The following is an 18,862-nucleotide window of genomic DNA, read 5'->3' on the forward strand; positions in this document are numbered from 1 at the left end:
CCCCCGGCGCTCCGCTGACCCGCCGCGAGGCCCGCGAGCGCGAGGGCCGCATCCGGCCCGCCGCACCCGCCGCCGCTCCCGCGCAGCCCTCGGCTCCCGCCCCGGTGCACCCCGCCCCGGAGGGATCGTTCTCGTCCCGCCGCGACCGCCGCGAAGCGGAGGGGCACCGGCTCCGCACGGCGCCCGCCCGCCGCGGAGCCTCCTTCTTCCGCCCGTCCCCGCGCACGCTGGCGCTCGCCGTCTCCGGCGGGCTCGTCGTCGTGGCCGTCGCGTCGAGCCTGAGCCTCACCGTCGGCACCGGCTCCTCGGCCGAGTCGGCCACCGCGACGCCCTCCGCTGCTCCGACCTCGACCAGCGTCGCCGTGCTCCCCGCGACCACTGCCTCCGCCCGGGTCGTCCTCAGCTCCGTCTCCACCACCTCCGGCACCGTCGCCGGCGGCACGAGCGTGACGCTCGAGGGATCGAACCTGGACTCGGTCGCCACCGTCCGCTTCGGCGAGGCCGAGGGCAGCGTCGCGGTCGACAACCCCGACCAGATCACGGTCACCGCCCCTCCGGCCGACGGAGAGGCAGCGGGCGAGGTCCCGGTCGCCTTCTTCGACGCCGACGGTCAGGCCATCACGTTCGACGCGGTCACCGACTCCGCCGCGGCGGTCACCGTCGACGGGACCCCGGCCGACGCGGTGCAGCCGGCCGTCGACACGTCGGGCGCCGCGGAGGGCACGACGGCCGAGGCCTCGACCGACCTCGCCGCCCCGACCGCGACCGCCACTCCCAGCCCCGCCGCGACCGGCGTGCTCGCCAGCACGAAGGTCGTCGCCTCGGCGATCACCTTCGCCTACACGCCCGACCCGGCGATCGAGGCCGCGAAGGCCCAGGCCGCGCTGGACGCGAGCCGCCTGGCCTCGCAGCTCGACTACCTCTCCACCTACTGGAACGACTACAACTCGGCCCAGTACGGCGTGATCTCGGGCAACGACTGCGTCAATTTCACCTCGCAGTCGCTGATCGCCCGCGGCTGGGAGATGGACGGCGAGTGGAGCTACTCCTCCTCCGGCGGCTACAGCTCAGCCTGGGCGTCGTCGACAGCGTTCAACGCCTACCTCGCCGCGCACCCCGAGCGCGCGACCGCCATCCCCGACTCCGAGCGGAGCCGGGTGAAGCCGGGCGACATCGTCCAGTTCGACTGGGACGGCTCGGGCGACTGGGACCACACGGGCGTCGTGACCAGCGTCGACGGCGACAGGATCCTCTACTCCTCGCACACCGCCGACAACCACGACCAGAGCATCGACGCGGCCTCCGCCGGCCGGATCATGTTCTGGGGCGTCTGACGCTCGACGCACCCGCTCCACGCACGACGACGGGGCCGTCACCGCTGATGCGGTGACGGCCCCGTCGAGGTTCCGGTCAGATCACTTCTTGAAGACGTCCTTGACGTCCTCGCCGACCTTCTTGGTGTGGGCCTTGGTCTGGTCGGCCTGGCCCTCGGCCTCGAGGCGCTCGTTGTCCGTCAGCTTGCCGACGGCCTCCTTGGCCTTGCCGACCAGGTTCTCGGCTGCGTTGCGGATCTTGTCGTCTGCACCCATGAGGGGCTCCTTCTGTTCGGTGTGACCATCCGCCGGCGGGTGCCGGGGAAGCTGCGGGACCGGGGTCAGGCGACCCGGTCCTCCTTGGAGAAGCCGGCCCGGGCGCTCGAGGCGACCTCGAGCAGGACCGGCAGGCGGGCGCCGAGCAGGGCGTCGAGCGCGTCAACCTCCTGGTGCACGGCGTCGACCACGGTGCGGGGCGAGACGCCGCCGCGGGGGAGGACGCGCACCTTCAGCGCGGTCTCGGAGCCGTGGCGGTAGGCCGCGACCGTGACGTCGAGGAGCTCCGTCCGCCCGGCGAGAGCCGTCTCGAGGACGTCCTCCGCGAAGCCGGTCGCGATCTCGATCCCTCCGGCGGGCGTGCCCTCGGCCTCGTCGCGGAGGACGGTGCCGGTGCGGCCGTGACCGTGGGCGAAGGCCATCACCAGCGCGAGGACGATGCCGAGGAGGCAGATTCCGACGACGGCGTAGAGCGGCCACAGGACGGCGGCATCGCTCCAGGCGGTGCCCTCCTCGGGGGAGAGGCGCGAGACCAGGGCCGCGCCCTCGCCGTCGGCGAAGGAGAGGACGGAGTCGCGGACCGGCTGCGAGACGGCGATCAGGACGGCTCCGGCGCTGACCAGCGCGAGCACGAGGCCCACGACGAGCAGGACGAGCCGGTTGACGAAGCGGTTGCTCGTGGTCATCAGATCCTCCCGGAGGTCGAGACGCGGACGGTGGAGCGCGGGGCGGGCTTCGCGCCGATGCGGGCGAGCTCCTCGTCGACGGCGCTCTGCACGGCGTCGCGGTCGACCGCGATGCCGGAGGCGGGGGTCACCTCGACCAGTGCGGTGCGCCGGCCGAGCGAGGCGCGGGTGTCCTCGCGGCGGGAGTGGGCGGCCGTGCGGGCTGCCCGAGCCAGGGAGGAGGCGATCACGCCGTCGTCCACGACCACGGCGAGGCGGTCGTCGTCCACGGTGTGGCGGGCCCGGGCCCCGGGCGCCAGTGCGAGCACCAGCAGGACCAGGGCGAGGACGCCCGTGCCGACGGCCACGCCGATGAGGGCGGGGTTCGCCAGCGACGCGACTCCGACGATCGCGCCCAGCAGGGCGGACGGTGCGGCGAGCAGGGGCGCGGCGCCGAGGATCGCGAGCACCGCCTCCGTACCGACGTAGGCCGCGACCAGGGCGATGAGCACCAGGACGACGATCTGCGCGGCGGAGCGGGACTTGTGGGTCTCGCGACGGAGGTAGCGGCTGTAGCGGGTGTCGGGCGCCGACAGTGCGGGGCTCATGCGACTCTCCTCGTGCTTCGGGTGCGGGTGCCCGTGACCCGGATGTCGATCCGGCTGACGGTGCGCCCGGTCAGCGCCTCCATGCGGGAGGCGATGCGGGTGCGGTCGCCGTGCAGGCGCTCGAGCAGGGAGCCGCCGGCCGGGGCGGTGCCCGGCTCGACGACGACCGGCGCGGTCACCGCGAGGGCGAGGCCGCCCCGGTCGTCGGAGAGGCGGACGCGGATCGCGGAGACCTCCACGCCCAGCTCCTCGTGGACGATCGCCACGGCGGCGCGCTCGATGGAGCGGACGGTGATGGTGACGGTGCCCGCCACCGGCGATGCGGGACGCGTGTCGAGAGCGGTCACAGTGGGCTCCTAGCGGGAGGTGGTGCGGCCGCGGAACACGTCCACGAGGCTGCGCACGTCGAGGGTGCCGTCGGCGATGCGGGCGATCACGACGCCGAGGGCCATGAAGAGGGCGGTGAGGACGAAGCCCCAGAAGCCGAACATCAGGGCCGCGAAGGCGAGGATCGCGCCGACCACGACACCGAGGACGGTGCTGCGGCCGCCGGGGGCGGTGGGCGCGGGGCGCTGGAAGTCGCTCATCGGACGCGGCTCTCGGTGGCCTCGTCGTCCTTGTCGTCGCCGGGGATGTGCACGTCGACGACGGCGACGTTGATCTCGGAGACGGCCATGCCGACCAGCTCGGTGATGGCCTCGGAGACGGCGGCGCGGACGGAGTCGGCGACCTTCTGCATCGGCACGGGGTACTCGACGACGATGGTCACGTCGGCCGCGACCTGGGTCTCGCCGACCTCGACGCTCACGCCCTGGGCGTGGTCGGCGCCGCCGACGGCCTGGCGGATCGCGCCGAAGGCACGGGCGGCGTTGTTGCCGAGGGCGAAGACGCCGGGCACCTGGCGGGCCGCGATGCCGGCGACCTTGGCCACGACGCTGTCGTCGATGACCGTGGTGCCCTGGGCGGTGCCGGAGGTCCGGGAGCCGCCGAGGCTCGTGACCGTGTCGACGGAGGTCTTGTCGACGCGGGCGGTGGAGGGGGTGCGCGTGGTGTCGCTCATGAGGTCTCCTGGACGTCTCATCGGCTGCCGTTGCTGAGCAGACCGGGGTTGAAGGCCCGGCGGAAATCCGGTCGGGCTGTGCTTTCATGAGTGAGACGGAGCCCGGACGGCGTTCGTCACGGTGCTCGGTGGACTTTTTCCTGAGCGTCACCTGAGAGGCGGCCCGAGGCCGCGTGAGCGGAGAGGGAGGAGGCGCCGTGCCCGGACTGGAAGCGGCGAGCGACGCGCTGCTCGCCGAGCGCTCCGCCGAGGGCGACGTGCGCGCCTTCGAGGTGCTCGTCAAGCGGCACCAGTCGATCCTCCGCGCCTACGCCTGGCGCCTCACCGGCTCGCAGGCCGACGCCTCCGACGCCGTGCAGAACGCGCTGATCACGGTCTGGGCGCAGCTCCCGCAGCTCAAGGAGCCGGCGAGCGTGCGCAGCTGGATGATGCGGATCGTCAGCCGCTCCAGCGTCGACCTGCTGCGCCAGCGCCGCCCGACCGACGACGTCGACGCCGTGGAGCATCCCCCGGCCCGAGAGCCCGGCCCGTTCGAGGCCGCCGAGCAGAGCGACGCCATGCGGGCTCTCGCGCACGCCCTGTCCGAGCTGCCGGAGTCGCAGCGGCAGTGCTGGGTGCTGCGCGAGGTCGGCGGGGAGTCGTACAACGAGATCGCCGATCACCTCGGTCTCACGGTGACCGCCGTGCGGGGCAAGCTGGCCCGCGCGCGCGAGTCGCTGGTCGTGGCGATGGAGGACTGGCGATGAGGGAGCAGACGCGATGAACGCGGACCAGGGTCCCGGCGACGGGCCGGAGCGCGCGGGGGAGCACGACGTCGTGCTGCCGCCCGCGCTCGAGCAGGAGGCGGACGCGACGGAGCAGGAGGGCGACGGCATCGGCATCGACGAGCTGAGCGACTACCTCGACCGCGGGCGCACGCCGTACGACCCCGCCATCGAGGAGTCGCCGGAGCACCGGCGCACTCTGCGCGCCCTCGAGCGCGTGCGCGCCCTCTCCGGCGCGCTCATCGACGACGACGCCGCACGCCTGCCCGCGCCGGAGGAGAGCTGGTTCGGCTCGATCCTCACCCAGGTCCGCCGCGAGTCGCGGGCCGGACGCGACATCCCGCTGGCGAGCGTCCAGCCCGACGTGGCGCTCACGATCACCGAGGGAGCGGTCCGCGGACTCGTGCGCGAGGCGGGGGACAGCGTCGCCGGCGTGCTGGTCGGCCGCTGCCGCCTGGTCGGCGACATCGCCGAGCCGGGCGCAGAGGTCGTGGTGGAGCTGACGATCTCGGTCTTCTGGGGGGTGCCGATCGCCGAGGCGGCCCAGCAGGTGCGCGAGCGCGTGCACTCGCGGCTGCTGACCCAGACCGAGCTGCGGGTGTCGAGGATCGACGTCCGCGTGGAGGACGTCTATGTCCCCGGGACGGAGGAGTCGTGAGCGGCCTCGAGTCGGCGGCCCCGGTCGATCCGGTGTCCGCGCTCGCTGCGGAGCTGCGCGCCCTGGACGGCGTCGCGACCCTGATGCCGGCCAGGCCCGAGGTGCGCGACGTGCTCGCGCACGCGGCGACGGCGCTGAGCGCGACCGGGATCGTGGTCGAGCCGCTGGGCACCGCGAGCGGCGGCACGTTGGCCGATCCGGTTCTGGTCCGCGTCGCGGGGGACGAGGTGTCCGTGGCCGTCGACCTCTGCGTGACCGCGGAGGCGTCCGCGCCGGACGTGGCGCGCGCGATCGGAGCCGCGGTGCGCGAGTGGTGCGTCCGGGTGCATCCGGAGCTGCGGCCGCGGGTGACAGTCCGGGTCGCCGCGATCGACTAGCCGGATCGGGGAGCGGGCGCGGCTGTCCGCCGGGCGGGACGCCCCGCCGTGAGGAGCGGAGCCGGGCCGAGCGCTCTCGTGCTTCTCCGGAGTGCACCGTGCCGACCGGAGCGACGGTGCTGCAGGGCGCCCGAGGTCGGTGTCCGCTCCGTCCTCCCTGAGGAGCTTCCCGCTCAGGCGAGCCTCCCCGAAGAGCTTCCCCCTCAGGCGCGCTCGGCGAGGAACGCGTCCGTCTCGGCCGCCGTCGGCGCGGACACCGCCGCTCCGGCGCGGGTGACCGAGATCGCCGCGGCCGCGCTCGCCCAGCGGGTGAGGGCGACCAGCTGCTCCGGATCGTCGAGCCGTGCTCCCGTGGCGGCGAGCCGGGCCGAGAAGGCGCCGCAGAAGGTGTCGCCGGCGCCGGTGGTGTCCACGGCCTCCACCCGGAAGGCCGGGGTGCGCTCCGGCTCGCGGTCGCGGACCGCCACGACGACGCCGTCGGAGCCGAGGGTGACCAGCACGAGCGGCACCAGCGCGGTGAGGGCAGCGGTTAGCGCGTCGTCGTCGGCGGCGGTGATGCCGCGATCGGCGGCGAGCTCGCGGGCCTCGTGCTCGTTGACGATCAGCACGTCGAGCACCGCGAGGAGCTCCTCCGGCAGCGGGCCGATCGGGGCGGCGTTCAGGATCGACACCGTGCCGCCGGCGCGCGCGGCGCGGGCCGCCTCCGTCACCGTCGCCGTCGGGATCTCGAGCTGGAGGAGCAGGGCGTCGGCCGCCGCCACCAGGGCCGACTCCTCGGCGGTCAACCCGACCAGGGCGGCATTCGCTCCGGAGTCGACGACGATCGCGTTCTCCCCGCGCTCGTCAACGGTGATCTGCGCGGTGCCGGTGCGGACGTCGCCGCGGCGGGCGCGCAGCTCCAGCGGCTCCTCGCCGAGGACCGCGGCGAGCCGGTCTCCCGCCGAGTCGCGTCCGAGGCTCGTGACGAAGACGGTGCCGGGCTCGGTCCGTGCGGCCGCGACGGCCTGGTTGAGGCCCTTGCCGCCCGGGAAGGTGCTCGCGTCGAGGGCGAGCACCGTCTCTCCGGGAGCGGGGATGCGGGCGACCCGGTGGACGTGGTCGAGGTTGGCGCTTCCGAGCACGAGGAGGGGCATGCCCTCGACGTTAGAGCACGCGCAAGGGGGTCCGCCGCGGGCTCGGCCGCACCTACGGTGGAGGCATGGAAACTCGAATCCTCGGACGCACCGGCGCCCCCGTCTCCGTCGTCGGCCTCGGAACCTGGCAGCTCGGTGCCGACTGGGGGGACGTCGCCGAGACCGACGCCCTCGCCGTGCTCGACGCCGCAGTGGAGTCGGGGGTGACCCTCTTCGACACCGCCGACGTCTACGGCGACGGCCGCAGCGAGCGGACGATCGGCGCCTACCGCGCGGCGCACCCCGACGCGCAGGTCTTCGTCGCCACCAAGATGGGCCGTCGCGCGGAGCAGATCCCCGCCAACTACGTGCTCGACAACTTCCGCGCCTGGACCGACCGCTCGCGCGCCAACCTCGGCGTCGACACTCTCGATCTGGTGCAGCTGCACTGCCCGCCCACCTCCGTCTACTCCGACGACGCCGTCTACGACGCCCTCGACACCCTCGTCGCCGAGGGCACGATCGCCGCCTACGGCGTCTCGGTCGAGCGCACGGAGGAGGCGCTGACCGCCATCGCCCGCCCGAACGTCGCGAGCGTCCAGATCATCCTGAACGCCTTCCGCCTCAAGCCGCTCGACGAGGTGCTGCCCGCCGCCCGCGAGGCCGGCGTCGGCATCCTCGCGCGCGTCCCGCTCGCCTCGGGCCTGCTCAGCGGCCGCTACACGACCGAGACCGTGTTCGCGCCGGAGGACCACCGCAGCTACAACCGCGACGGCTCCGCCTTCGACGTCGGCGAGACCTTCTCGGGCGTCGACTTCGCGACCGGCGTGGAGGCCGCGCAGGAGTTCTCCCGCCTCGCCGACGACCACGGCCTCGCCCCCGCGGCGGCCGCGCTCGCCTGGATCATCCAGCAGGAGGGCGTCACCTCGGTGATCCCCGGCGCCCGCTCGCCCGAGCAGGCCCGCGCCAACGCGGCCGCCGCCTCCGCCGCGCCCCTCGGCCCCGCCTTCATGGAGGCCGTGAACGCCCTCTACGACACCCACTTCCGCCCCACCGTCCACCCGCGCTGGTAGCCGGCCCCGCCTCACCGCCGCTCAGTCTCCCGAGAAGGCTCGTTCTCCACTCCGAGAACGAGCCTTCTCGGGCGACGGAGCGCAGCGCCTAGGAGTTCAGCGCCGCGTCCACGATCGTGCGCGCCTCGGCCTGGACCTCGTGCAGGTGGTCGAGGCCGCGGAAGCTCTCGGCGTAGATCTTGTAGACGTCCTCGGTGCCGGAGGGGCGCGCGGCGAACCAGGCGTCCTCGGTGACGACCTTGACGCCTCCGACGGCCGCGCCGTTGCCGGGCGCCTTCGAGAGCTTCGCGGTGATCTCGGACCCGGCGAGGGTCGTCGCCGCGATCGCGTCGCCGTCCAGCTTGCCGAGGGCCGCCTTCTGCGCCTTCGTCGCCACCGCGTCCACGCGCTCGTAGACCGGGTCGCCGAAGCGCTCGGTCAGCTCGCGGTAGAGCGCCGACGGGCTCTTCCCGGTGACCGCCACGATCTCGGAGGCGAGCAGCGCGAGGAGGATGCCGTCCTTGTCGGTGGTCCAGACGGTGCCGTCGAAGCGGAGGAACGAGGCGCCCGCGGACTCCTCGCCGCCGAAGCCGACCGAGCCGTCGACCAGCCCGGGGACGAACCACTTGAAGCCCACCGGGACCTCCCAGAGGCGCCGGCCCAGCGACTCCGCGACCCGGTCGATGATCGAGGAGGAGACCAGCGTCTTGCCGATCGCCGCGTCCTCGCGCCAGCCGGTGCGGTGGCGGTAGAGGTAGTCGATCGCGACGGCCAGGTAGTGGTTGGGGTTCATCAGCCCGCCGTCGGGGGTGACGATGCCGTGCCGGTCCGCGTCGGCGTCGTTGCCGGTGAGGATGTCGAAGTCGCCGGCGCGCGCGACCACCGAGGCCATCGCGCTGGGGGAGGACGGGTCCATCCGGATCTTGCCGTCCCAGTCGAGGGTCATGAAGCCCCAGGCCGGGTCGACCTCCCCGTTCACCACGGTCAGGTCGAGGCCGTGCATCTCGGCGATCAGCTGCCAGTAGTGCACGGAGGCGCCGCCGAGGGGGTCGGCCCCGATCCGCACGCCGGCCTTCCGGATCGCGTCGAGGTCGATGATGTTCGCCAGGTCCGCGACGTAGTGCGTGCGGTAGTCGTAGGTCTCGACCGCGGAGGGCTCGGCCGAGGTCACGCCGCGGTTGCCGTCGGCGATGAGCTCGTTGGCCCGGTCGGCGATCCAGGTCGTCGCGTCGGAGTCGGCGGGGCCGCCGTGCGGCGGGTTGTACTTGAAGCCGCCGTCGCGGGGCGGGTTGTGCGAGGGGGTGACCACGATGCCGTCGGCCCGGTCGGTGTGCGCGGGGTCGTTGTTGTAGCGGAGGATCGCGTGGCTGAGCGCCGGCGTCGGCACGAAGTCGTCGAACTCGTCCACGAGCACGCGGACCTCGTTGCCCACCAGGACCTCGAGGGCGGTGGTGAGGGCCGGGCGGGAGAGCCCGTGCGTGTCGGCGCCGATGAACAGCGGGCCGGTGATGCCCTGCTCCGTCCGGTACTCGACGATCGCCTGGGTGACGGCGGCGATGTGGTCCTCGTTGAAGGCCGTGTCGAACGAGGATCCGCGGTGGCCCGAGGTGCCGAACACCACCTTCTGAGCCGGGTCGGAGACGTCCGGCTTCTTCTCGTAGTACGCCCTCACGAGGGCCTCGACGTCGATGAGATCGGAGGCCTGTGCCGGCTTCCCTGCGCGATCGGTCATGCGGTCCATAGTGGCAGTTCGGCCCCCTCCAGGGGTACCGCGGCTGGCTAGGCTTGCGCCATGCCCGACAGCGCCCCCGAGACCCGTGCCTACAGCTATCTCGGGCCCAGCGGCACGTTCACGGAGGCGGCCCTCGCGCAGGTCCCGGAGGCGCGCGGACAGCTGTGGCGCAGCGTCGCGAACGTGGGGGAGGCGCTGAGCGATCTGGTCACCGGCCGCAGCGACGGCGCGGTGATCGCGATCGAGAACTCGGTCGAGGGCGGAGTGACGGCCGCGCAGGACGCGCTGGCGCGGATCCCGGGGCTGCGCATCGTCGGCGAGTACCTGGTGCCGGTGTCGTTCATCCTGGTCGGCCGCCCGGGGACGAGCCTCGAGGAGGTGCGCACCATCGCCGCGCACCCCGTCGCCTACGGGCAGTGCCGGGTGTGGCTCGACCGCGAGATCCCCAGCCACGAGCACCTGCCGGCCTCCAGCAACGTCCAGGCCACCGTCGACCTGCTGGGCGGATCTCCCGCGGACGCGGCCATCGCCCCTCCCGGGATCGTCGCCCACCACGACGTCGCGGTGCTCGCGGAGCGGATCGGCGACAACCCGAACGCCGTCACGCGCTTCGTGCACGTCTCGCGCTCGCACGCGCTGCCCGAGCCGACCGGCGCCGACAAGACCAGCGTGATCGCCGAGCTCCCGGCCGACCAGCCGGGCGCCCTGCTCGACATGCTCGAGCAGTTCGCGACCCGCGGGGTGAACCTGAGCATGATCCAGTCGCGGCCGATCGGCGACGCCCTGGGCCGGTACCGGTTCGTCATCGACCTCGACGGGCACGTCCAGGACGAGCGGGTCGCCGACGCGCTGATGGGGCTGCGGCGCTTCAGCCCGAAGGTGATCTTCCTCGGCTCGTATCCGCGCGCTGACCGCCGCCCGGTCACCTCCGTGCGACGCTACGACGACGAGGTGTTCCTCGAGGCCCGCGACTGGCTGCGCGGGATCCTCTCCCACGAGCCGGAGGTCGACGATGACCGGGGACGACGATGACGGGTCGCGACGATGACTGACGACGACGACCAACGGGTCGACCCGCGCTACGACCCGGCCTTCCAGCGCGGGTTCTCGGGACCGGTGGAGCGTCTGAGAGGCGACGAGCGGGCGTTCGCCAGGCCCGGCACGGGTGCCGCCCCCGGCGCTCCCGCCGCCACGTCCGGAGCCGCCGCTCGTCCCGCGCCCCCGGAGTCGCGCGTGGTCCGCCCCGGCTCCTCGTTCGCGCCGGGACCGCGCCGCATCATGGCCCTGCCCGACATCGCCGGAGCCGCCGAGGGCCGGCGGTCGCACCGCCTCGGCGCCGAGACCGCGCCCGCACCCCTGCCGGAGCCGGCCGCCGACCCCGCTCCCGCAGCTCCCGCCGAGCCCGCGCGCGAGGCGCCCCTGCTGAGGAACCCGTGGCTCCTCGTGCTCCTGCTCACCGGCCTCGCGGGGACCCTGATCGGCCTCGCGCTCCTCTACACCGGCTACTCCTCGCCGCCTCCGCCCTACTACGGCGACTCCGACGTGCCCTCGCCCGCGTGGATCCAGCGGCAGCTCCTCTACTACTCCTGCATCCCCCTGCTGGGCTGCCTGCCGGCGTCGCTGCTGCTGGCGGTCGGAGTGGCCGCGCTGCGGTGGCGCGGCGTCGTCGTGCGGCCCCGCGCCGAGGAGCCGCGCGAGTCCGCGCAGCTCCTCGAGGCCGAGGCTCAGACTCCGGACGCGCCGAAGAGCAGGCCGAGGAGGTAGGTCACCAGGGCCGCGCCGTAGCCGATCCCGAGCTGGCGCAGCGCCCGGGCCAGCGGCGGGGCGCCTGAGAGCAGCCCGACGACCGCGCCGGTGGCGAGCAGGGCGATGCCCACGAGCACGCAGGCGACGACCACCGCGGCGAGCCCCGTCAGGCCGAGCAGGTAGGGCAGCACCGGGATGATCGCGCCCGAGGCGAAGAAGCAGAAGCTCGACAGCGCCGCGCCCATGCCCGTGCCGATCGACTCGTGCTCGTCGACGTCGGGGTCTCCTGCGGGACCGCCCAGCGTGATGGGGGAGGTGACGGCGCCGCCGCGCAGGCCCGTGAAGACGGAGGCGGCACGCGCGTCGGCCTGCTCCTGGGTCATCCCGCGAGCGCGGTAGACCAGGGCGAGCTCGTTCGCGTCGACGTCCAGATCGGGGACGATGCGGTTCGCGTCGAGGTCCGGGCTGGAGGCCGAGAGCAGCTCGCGCTGCGAGCGCACCGAGACGAACTCGCCCGCGCCCATCGAGAGGGCGCCGGCGAGCAGGCCCGCGATGCCCGTGAACAGGACGACCCCCGTCCCGACTCCGCTCGCTCCCACTCCGAGCACGAGGGCGAGGTTCGAGACCAGGCCGTCGTTCGCTCCGAAGACCGCCGCGCGGAACGTCCCGGAGAGGCGGTTGCGACCGCGCTCCGCAAGCCCGCGGACGACCTCGCCGTGGATCCGCTCGTCGGCGGCCATCGCCTCGGTGGCGTCGTCGTCGTCGGCGTAGGGGGAGCGGGCCTCGGCGCGCTGGATCAGGGCGAGGACGAACACGGAGCCGAAGCGGCGGGTGAGGAAGCCCAGGAAGCGCGTGCGGAGGTCCGGGCGGGGCGCGGGCTCCGCCGCGGAGCCGAGGAGCTCGCGCCAGTGCTCCTCGTGGCGGCCCTCGGCCACGGCGAGCGCGAGCAGGATCTCCCGCTCCTCGCCGGAGCGGCGGCCGGCGAGGTCGCGGTACACGGAGGCCTCGGCGAGCTCGTCGGCGAGGTAGCGGCGCCAGCGGCGCACCTGGGCGGGACTGGGGGTGGGGGCGGTGGTCGCCATGCGATCTCCTGGCTCAGGTCCGCCGACCCGCGCGAGAGGACCGGTCAGGACGTGCGTCGACTGACCGAAGGTCTCGTTCGCCCCGGCCGGAGCCGGGGTGGAGCGCCGGGCCCGGATCGTCCCGGACCAGCATGTCGACGCGCCTCGTCGTCCGCTCGGCGGACGGTGGGAACTACTCCCCTTCGCGGGGACCACCGTAGCCGAGATCGGAGGAGAACGCCCGGCCGATCCGCGGGCCGTCGGGCGGACGTCCGCCCGGCCCGGAGCCAGAGCGTCGTCGCGCACGCTCGCGCCGGGTCAGAGCGAGGCGGTCGCCCGGGCGGCGCGGCGGGCCTGGCGCTCGTGCTCGGCGTCCAGGAGCGTGCGCGTGGCGGGGACCGCCAGGAACTCGACCAGGGTGTCCGTCTCCTCGACGATGCGCTCGGCGCGGCCGAGCGGGTCGGTGCGCAGGAGGCGGCGGGCGGCGGACGCGACGTGCGCCGGCTTCGCCGCCAGGGCGCGCACGCGCTCGTCGACGCGACCGGCGAGGTCGGCGCGCGGCACGACCTCGGTCACGAGCTGCCACTCCAGCGCTTCGGCCGCGCGGACCGGGCGGCCCGACAGCACGAAGTCCAGGGCGCGGCGGCGGCCGACGACGCGGGGGAGCGCGGCGGTGACTCCGACGTCCGGGACGAGCCCGACGTCGCCGTACGCGCTGAGGAAGAGGGCGGCGGGAGTCGCGATCACGATGTCGGCGGCCAAAGCGAAGGCGATGCCGGCGCCGGCGACCATGCCGTCGATCGCGCAGACGACGACGGCGCGGCTGTCCTCGAGCAGGCGGATCACCTGGGCGGTCGTGGTCGCGACGTCGCGCAGGTAGTGGTCCGGGTCCTCGGACCCCATGATCGCCGAGATGTCGCCGCCCGTGCAGAACGCGCGGCCGGCCGCGGCGATCACGATGACGGAGCAGCCGGCGTCGGCGTCGAGGTCGGCGACGGTGCTCAGCAGCAGTCGCGCGGTGCCGAGGTCGATCGCGTTGAGGGCGTCGGGGCGGTTGAGGGTGACCCGGGCGACGGAGCCGTCGCGCTCGAGGACGACGCCGGGGGTCGCGTCGATGAGGGGGGTGGCGTGCATGGAAGAGCCTTCAGGGGAGCAGGGGTGTCGAACGCGGGGGGACGTTCTCGGGGGACGACTCACATTCGCAGCCGTCCGCGCGATCGGATGCCTCCTCGCGGCCGATGCTCAGCCGGTCCCGGGGGTACGCGCGGGCGGCGGCCCGTCCCGGCCCTCCTCTACACTGCTGGGGTGATTGATCCCGTACTTCTGCGCGAGAACCCGGACGTCCTGAAGCGCTCGCAGGAGGCGCGCGGCGACTCCGTCGAGCTGGTCGACGAGGCGCTCGAGGCCGACCGCGTGCGCCGTGCGGCGATCACCGAGGCGGAGCGGCTCCGGGCCGAGCAGAACGCCTTCGGCAAGACCGTCGCCAAGGCTCCGAAGGACGAGAAGGCGGCCCTCGTCGCCGAGGCCCAGCGCCTCGCCGCCGCCGCCAAGCAGGCCCAGCAGGAGGCGTCCGAGGCCGACGACGCCTTCACCGTGCTGGTGAAGCGCATCGCCAACCCGATCATCGAGGGCGTCCCCGCGGGCGGCGAGGAGTCGTTCGAGCTCGTCAGGACGGTCGGCGAGCGCCCCGTCTTCGACTTCGCCCCGCGCGACCACCTCGAGCTCGGCGAGCTGCTGGACGGCATCGACATGCAGCGCGGCGCGAAGGTCAGCGGCGCGCGCTTCTACTTCCTCAAGGGCCTGGTCGCCCGCCTCGAGATCGCGCTGATGAACCTGGGCCTCGAGAAGGCGCTCGCCGCCGGCTTCACCCCGCTGATCACGCCGACCCTCGTGCGCCCCGAGATCATGGACGGCACCGGCTTCCTCGGCGAGCACGACGACGAGGTGTACCGCCTCCGCGACGACGACCTCTACCTCACCGGCACCAGCGAGGTCGCCCTCGCCGGCTACCACGCCGACGAGATCCTCGACCTCTCCGGCGGCGCGAAGCGCTACGCGGGCTGGAGCACCTGCTACCGCCGCGAGGCGGGCTCGGGCGGACGGGACACCCGCGGCATCATCCGCGTGCACCAGTTCAGCAAGCTCGAGATGTTCGTCTACACCCTCCCCGAGGACGCCGAGGCGGAGCACGCGCGCCTCCTCTCGTACCAGGAGGACGTCCTGCAGAGCCTCGGCCTGCACTACCGCGTCATCGACACGGCGGCCGGCGACCTCGGCCAGAGCGCGGCGCGCAAGTTCGACGTGGAGGCGTGGGTCCCCACGCAGGAGACCTACCGCGAGCTGACCTCGACCTCGAACTGCACCACGTTCCAGGCCCGCCGCCTCGACACCCGCTACCGCACCGAGTCGGGGAGGACGGCTCCGGTCGCCACCCTCAACGGCACGCTCGCGACCACCCGCTGGATCGTCGCCCTCCTCGAGACCCACCAGCGGGCGGACGGCTCGGTGCTCGTCCCCGAGGCGCTGCGGCCCCACCTCGGCGGCCTCGAGGTGCTCGAGCCCGTCGCATGAGCGCGGCCCGCGCCTCCGGCCGCCGCCTCGTCGCCCTCGACATCGACGGCACCGTCATGCACGAGGACGGCACCATCACCCGCGCGGTGACGGACGCGATCACCCGCGTGGCCGCCCAGGGCGACGAGGTGATGCTCGCCACCGGGCGCTCGCCCTCCTCCACCCTGCCGGTCGTCGAGCGCCTCGGGATCTCGCCCGAGTACGTGATCTGCTGCAACGGAGCGGTCACGCTCCGCCGCGACGCGTCCGGTGCGTACGTCCCCGAGACGGTCGAGACCTTCGACCCGACGGAGGTCCTCGAGACCATCCGCCGCTCCCTCCCCGACGCGCACTACGCCGTCGAGGACGCGGACGGCGCCTTCTTCTACACCGAGGCGTTCCCGGGCGGTGCCGTGATGGGTGCCGAGACGACCCACGTCCCCTTCGAGGAGCTGCTCGGCCGGCTGTGCACCCGCGTCGTCGTGATCTCGCCCGAGACCGGCATCGAGGAGTTCACCTCGCTGGTCGAGGAGATGGGCCTGCACCAGGTCAGCTACGCGATCGGCTGGACCGCCTGGCTCGACATCGCCCCGCACGGCGTCAACAAGTCCACCGCGCTCGAGGTCGTCCGCGAGGAGCTGGGCATCGAGCGGAGCGACGTGGTCGCGCTGGGCGACGGCCGCAACGACATCGAGATGCTCACCTGGGCCGCCGCCGAGGGCGCAGGGCTCGCGATGGGGCAGGCGCCCGACGAGGTGCGGGCCGTGGCCTCCGCCGTGATCCCCTCGGTCCACCAGGACGGCGTGGCGGTCGCGCTCGCGGCGCTGCGCTGACCACGGTCCCGCGCGCTCGGCGGTTACTATCGGGTGTCGCTCCTGCGGGAGTGGCCGGGAGGGCTGTCCGAGCGGCCGATGGAGCCAGTCTTGAAAACTGGTGGGCGGAAACGTCTCGTGGGTTCGAATCCCACGCCCTCCGCCACGCCGTCCGCCGCGCCGTCCGCCACGCCGTCCCGTTCTTCGCGTCGCTTCCCGCCGGCGCCTTCCGACGCCCGTCCTGGCGCGCGACGACGGAGGGCCGCCCGCTCTCCTTCGGAACGCGCCACCCCTCTGTATAGGATTGCGCGACGCCCGGGACCGACGCCCGGCCCTCACCTCCGCACCACTGACGCCTCGACACCGGGAGACGGATGCGCCGCACGGGCCCTTCGACACAGACTCGCGACACTCCGCGCACGCCGCGCCCCTTCGTACGGCACGGCCGCCAGAAGCGGCACACCCTCGCGCGGACCCTGGTGAAGGGAGCCGCCCTCGTGGGCGGTGTCGGCGTGGTCGCCTCGGTGTCGGTGGTCGCGATCGCGGCGACGCTGATCGTCCAGTCCGTGCAGCCCTCGGTCGACCTGCACCCGGGCGCGGCCGGCTCCAGCGTCGAGGCCGGAGGCGCCCCGGAGATCGGCGCACTCGAGGGCGGCTTCAACGTCCTCGTCGTCGGCAGCGACTCGCGGAAGGGCCAGGGCGACGCCTACGGCGACCCCGACGAGGAGACGAGCGTCCTCAACGACGTCAACATGCTGATGCACGTCTCGGCCGACCACAGCAACGCGACGGTCGTGAGCTTCCCCCGCGACATGTACGTCGACATCCCGGAGTGCGTGAACGCCGCCACGGGTGAGACGATCCCCGCCCGGTACGACACCAAGATCAACGAGGCGATGGGCAGCGACGTCAGCCTCGGCTGCGTGGCGGGGGTCGTCGAGGACCTCATGGGCGTCCGGGTGGACTACGGCGCGGTCGTGCAGTTCAACGGCGTGATCGAGATGTCGAACGCGGTCGGCGGAGTCGACGTCTGCGTCGCGACCGAGATCGCGGACCCCTACACGAACACCTACCTCGAGCCGGGCGTGCACTCGCTCGAGGGCATGGCGGCGCTGCAGTTCCTCCGCAGCCGCCACGGCATCGGCGACGGCAGCGACCTGACCCGCATCAGCAACCAGCAGGTCTTCCTCTCGGCGCTCGTGCGCCGGATCAAGAGCGCGGACACCCTCCTCAACCCGGTCGCGCTCTACGGTCTCGCGAAGGCGGCGCTCGGCAACATGACGCTCTCGACCGGTCTCGACAACGTGAACACGATGGTCCAGATGGGACTCGCGCTGAAGGACGTCGACCTCGCGGACGTCGTCTTCGCGCAGTACCCGACCGGGGCGACTCCGAGCGGAGTGGAGCCGGACCGCGCCGCGGGCGACGTCCTGGCGAGCGCCCTGCAGACCGATCAGCCGATCGCCATCACCGGCGGCACGGGCGCCGGCGCGACCGTGGAGGGCGAGGCGGCGGCCCCGGCCGATACCGCCGCTCCGTCGGGCCCGGCGACCGCGGATCCGCTGGCGACGGCCGAGGCGGCACCCGGCACTCCTGCACCCGGCACTCCTGCAGCGACTCCCGAGGACGGATCCAAGGTTGCCCTGCCAGAATCGGTCACCGGCCAGAGCGCCGACCAGCAGACCTGCTCGGTCGGCTTCTTCGGCTGAGCCGAGGGCGGGCGGCACCACGGGTGCTCTCCACCTCGCGCGCTGACTCCGGGACGACACGCGTCCCGCAGCCGAGAGAGAGTACGACCCGATGAGCGAACGCGCGTCCACCCGGACCACAGCAGCACGGCACGGCCGCCTGCGCCGCCCGAGCGGCGTGCGCTTCGCCGCGCGGATCCTCGCAGCCTGCGTGGGCGTCGGCGTGCTCAGCGCGGTCTGCATCGTGGCGATCGCCGCCTCGCTGATCGCCGGGAGCGCGCGTCCGTCCGTCGACCTCGGGATCGACTCGGGCGGAGGCGACGTGCCCGAGATCGGGGCGATCGAGGGCGGCGTCAACATCCTGCTCGCCGGCAGCGACAGCGCCGACGGATCGGCCGCCGGGGCCTACGGCGAGCGTGCCGAGAACCTCAACGACGTCACGATGCTCATGCACATCTCGGCCGACCACTCGACCGTGGAGGTCGTCAGCTTCCCCCGCGACCTCTACGTCCCGATCCCCTCCTGCACCGACCCGGCCACCGGCGCCGTCTCGGACGCGGTGGACTCGGCGAAGATCAACACCTCGCTCGAGGCCGGCGGGCTGGCGTGCACCGTGCAGACGGTCGAGCAGCTGACCGGGCTCGAGATCCCCTACGCGGCGCTCATCCAGTTCGAGGGCGTCATCGAGATGTCGAACGCGGTCGGCGGAGTGGACGTCTGCGTCGCCACCCCGATCCAGGACGAGTACACGGGGCTGAACCTCGACGCGGGCACGCACACGCTCGTCGGCGCCGAGGCGCTGGCGTTCCTCCGCACCCGGCACGGCGTCGGCGACGGCAGCGACCTCACCCGCATCTCGAGCCAGCAGGTGTACCTCTCATCGCTGGTGCGCAAGGTGAAGAGCGCGTCGACGCTCTCGAACCCGGTGAACCTCTACGGCCTCGCGAAGGCGGCCGTCTCGAACATGCAGCTCTCCACCTCGCTCGAGAACGTGAACACCCTCGTGTCGATCGGCCTCGCGGTGAAGGACGTCGACCTCGCGAACGTGGTCTTCGTGCAGTACCCGACCTTCATCGACGGCAACGGCGTGTACCCCAGCGAGGACGCGGCGGCGGCGCTGAACGCGGCGCTCCTCGCCGACCAGCCGATCGCGCTGAGCGGCACCACCGGCGGCGGCTCGCAGTCGACGGGGGAGGAGCCCGGGGCGACCAACGCTCCGGCGGCCACGGAGTCGCCGGCCACCGACGCCCCCGCGACCGACGCCCCCGCGACGAGCGCACCCGACGGGCCGGTCACCCTCCCGAGCGACGTCTCCGGGCAGACCGCGCAGCAGGAGACCTGCACGATCGGCCGGCCCCTGTCGGACCAGTAGGCGGCTTCTCGCCTTC

At 73.5% G+C, this 18,862-nt stretch carries 21 protein-coding genes and 1 tRNA gene; 12 read left to right on the forward strand and 10 right to left on the reverse strand.

From position 1 onward, the window contains the following. On the forward strand, positions 1-1,334 hold a 1,334-nt coding region (locus C5B95_RS12655; RefSeq protein ID WP_104349331.1), incomplete at its 5' end, for an amidase domain-containing protein. An 81-nt stretch (positions 1,335-1,415) separates the two neighbouring features. On the opposite strand, the gene C5B95_RS12660 is transcribed toward C5B95_RS12655, so the two are convergent. The 6 genes from C5B95_RS12660 to C5B95_RS12685 form a co-directional block, all read right to left on the reverse strand. After that, positions 1,416-1,589 carry a CsbD family protein gene (locus tag C5B95_RS12660; protein WP_104226788.1) on the reverse strand — a complete coding sequence of 58 codons (174 nt, stop codon included), beginning with the start codon at positions 1,587-1,589 and terminating at the stop codon, positions 1,416-1,418. 65 nt (positions 1,590-1,654) lie between these two features. Next, on the reverse strand, positions 1,655-2,275 hold the full coding sequence (locus C5B95_RS12665) for a hypothetical protein (protein WP_104255675.1): 621 nt from the start codon (positions 2,273-2,275) through the stop codon (positions 1,655-1,657). After that, the gene (locus tag C5B95_RS12670) at positions 2,275-2,862 is read right to left on the reverse strand and encodes a DUF6286 domain-containing protein (protein WP_104349332.1); all 588 of its coding nucleotides are present in this window, start codon (positions 2,860-2,862) and stop codon (positions 2,275-2,277) included. Before C5B95_RS12670 ends, C5B95_RS12665 begins: the two co-directional genes overlap by 1 nt. Further along, positions 2,859-3,209 carry a hypothetical protein gene (locus C5B95_RS12675; RefSeq protein ID WP_104224953.1) on the reverse strand — a complete coding sequence of 117 codons (351 nt, stop codon included), beginning with the start codon at positions 3,207-3,209 and terminating at the stop codon, positions 2,859-2,861. Before C5B95_RS12675 ends, C5B95_RS12670 begins: the two co-directional genes overlap by 4 nt. Before the next feature lie 9 nt (positions 3,210-3,218). Then, entirely contained in the window at positions 3,219-3,449 is a 231-nt protein-coding gene (locus C5B95_RS12680; protein WP_104224954.1) for a DUF2273 domain-containing protein, read from the reverse strand. Next, complete coding sequence (locus C5B95_RS12685; RefSeq protein ID WP_104349333.1) at positions 3,446-3,922, reverse strand: Asp23/Gls24 family envelope stress response protein; 477 nt, start codon at positions 3,920-3,922, stop codon at positions 3,446-3,448. Before C5B95_RS12685 ends, C5B95_RS12680 begins: the two co-directional genes overlap by 4 nt. Positions 3,923-4,119: 197 nt before the next feature. On the opposite strand from C5B95_RS12685, the gene C5B95_RS12690 reads away from it, so the two are divergent. The 3 genes from C5B95_RS12690 to C5B95_RS12700 are packed head-to-tail and all read left to right on the forward strand — an operon-like array spanning position 4,120 to position 5,721. Beyond that, on the forward strand, positions 4,120-4,668 hold the full coding sequence (locus C5B95_RS12690) for an RNA polymerase sigma factor (protein WP_104224956.1): 549 nt from the start codon (positions 4,120-4,122) through the stop codon (positions 4,666-4,668). Between the two features lie 13 nt (positions 4,669-4,681). Further along, positions 4,682-5,344 carry an Asp23/Gls24 family envelope stress response protein gene (locus C5B95_RS12695; RefSeq protein ID WP_104233947.1) on the forward strand — a complete coding sequence of 221 codons (663 nt, stop codon included), beginning with the start codon at positions 4,682-4,684 and terminating at the stop codon, positions 5,342-5,344. Beyond that, positions 5,341-5,721: a hypothetical protein gene (locus tag C5B95_RS12700; protein ID WP_104349334.1), complete on the forward strand. Its 381-nt coding sequence runs from the start codon at positions 5,341-5,343 to the stop codon at positions 5,719-5,721. The genes C5B95_RS12695 and C5B95_RS12700 overlap by 4 nt, the downstream gene beginning before the upstream one ends. A gap of 203 nt (positions 5,722-5,924) precedes the next feature. Here C5B95_RS12700 and C5B95_RS12705 read toward each other — a convergent pair whose 3' ends face one another. Continuing rightward, positions 5,925-6,854, reverse strand: coding sequence for a ribokinase (locus tag C5B95_RS12705; RefSeq protein WP_104349335.1), 930 nt, complete (start codon positions 6,852-6,854; stop codon positions 5,925-5,927). 65 nt (positions 6,855-6,919) lie between these two features. Between C5B95_RS12705 and C5B95_RS12710 the strand changes: the two genes are divergently transcribed. Then, positions 6,920-7,906: an aldo/keto reductase gene (locus tag C5B95_RS12710; RefSeq protein WP_104349336.1), complete on the forward strand. Its 987-nt coding sequence runs from the start codon at positions 6,920-6,922 to the stop codon at positions 7,904-7,906. A gap of 88 nt (positions 7,907-7,994) precedes the next feature. On the opposite strand, the gene pgm is transcribed toward C5B95_RS12710, so the two are convergent. Beyond that, entirely contained in the window at positions 7,995-9,617 is a 1,623-nt protein-coding gene (pgm, locus tag C5B95_RS12715) for a phosphoglucomutase (alpha-D-glucose-1,6-bisphosphate-dependent) (RefSeq protein ID WP_104224971.1), read from the reverse strand. Positions 9,618-9,677: 60 nt separating this feature from the next. On the opposite strand from pgm, the gene pheA reads away from it, so the two are divergent. Together pheA and C5B95_RS12725 are read left to right on the forward strand one after the other, a co-directional pair. After that, on the forward strand, positions 9,678-10,649 hold the full coding sequence (gene pheA, locus C5B95_RS12720) for a prephenate dehydratase (RefSeq protein ID WP_104349337.1): 972 nt from the start codon (positions 9,678-9,680) through the stop codon (positions 10,647-10,649). A gap of 12 nt (positions 10,650-10,661) precedes the next feature. Beyond that, positions 10,662-11,381, forward strand: a complete 720-nt coding sequence (locus C5B95_RS12725) for a hypothetical protein (RefSeq protein WP_104349338.1) — start codon at positions 10,662-10,664, stop codon at positions 11,379-11,381. Here C5B95_RS12725 and C5B95_RS12730 read toward each other — a convergent pair. Beyond that, positions 11,342-12,445 (reverse strand): VIT1/CCC1 family protein, encoded by a 1,104-nt coding sequence (locus tag C5B95_RS12730; RefSeq protein WP_104224963.1) that lies wholly within the window; start codon positions 12,443-12,445, stop codon positions 11,342-11,344. The two genes, C5B95_RS12725 and C5B95_RS12730, sit on opposite strands and share 40 nt — an antisense overlap. Positions 12,446-12,742: 297 nt before the next feature. Further along, the gene (locus C5B95_RS12735; protein ID WP_104349339.1) at positions 12,743-13,558 is read right to left on the reverse strand and encodes an enoyl-CoA hydratase/isomerase family protein; all 816 of its coding nucleotides are present in this window, start codon (positions 13,556-13,558) and stop codon (positions 12,743-12,745) included. 171 nt (positions 13,559-13,729) lie between these two features. On the opposite strand from C5B95_RS12735, the gene serS reads away from it, so the two are divergent. The 5 genes from serS to C5B95_RS12760 all read left to right on the forward strand — a co-directional run bounded on the left by serS (position 13,730) and on the right by C5B95_RS12760 (position 18,846). Continuing rightward, a complete protein-coding gene (serS, locus tag C5B95_RS12740) occupies positions 13,730-14,995 on the forward strand; it encodes a serine--tRNA ligase (protein ID WP_104233941.1) in 1,266 nt (421 codons plus the stop codon). Beyond that, a complete protein-coding gene (locus tag C5B95_RS12745; RefSeq protein WP_104263216.1) occupies positions 14,992-15,807 on the forward strand; it encodes an HAD family hydrolase in 816 nt (271 codons plus the stop codon). The genes serS and C5B95_RS12745 overlap by 4 nt, the downstream gene beginning before the upstream one ends. A gap of 57 nt (positions 15,808-15,864) precedes the next feature. After that, positions 15,865-15,952: transfer RNA gene (locus C5B95_RS12750), tRNA-Ser, on the forward strand. A 313-nt stretch (positions 15,953-16,265) separates the two neighbouring features. Next, entirely contained in the window at positions 16,266-17,495 is a 1,230-nt protein-coding gene (locus C5B95_RS12755) for an LCP family protein (protein ID WP_258059994.1), read from the forward strand. Between the two features lie 91 nt (positions 17,496-17,586). Then, positions 17,587-18,846, forward strand: coding sequence for an LCP family protein (locus C5B95_RS12760; protein ID WP_104226775.1), 1,260 nt, complete (start codon positions 17,587-17,589; stop codon positions 18,844-18,846). Positions 18,847-18,862: the final 16 nt, after the last annotated feature.

The sequence above is a fragment of the Rathayibacter sp. AY1A7 genome (genome assembly GCF_002930845.1).
GTDB lineage: Bacteria > Actinomycetota > Actinomycetes > Actinomycetales > Microbacteriaceae > Rathayibacter.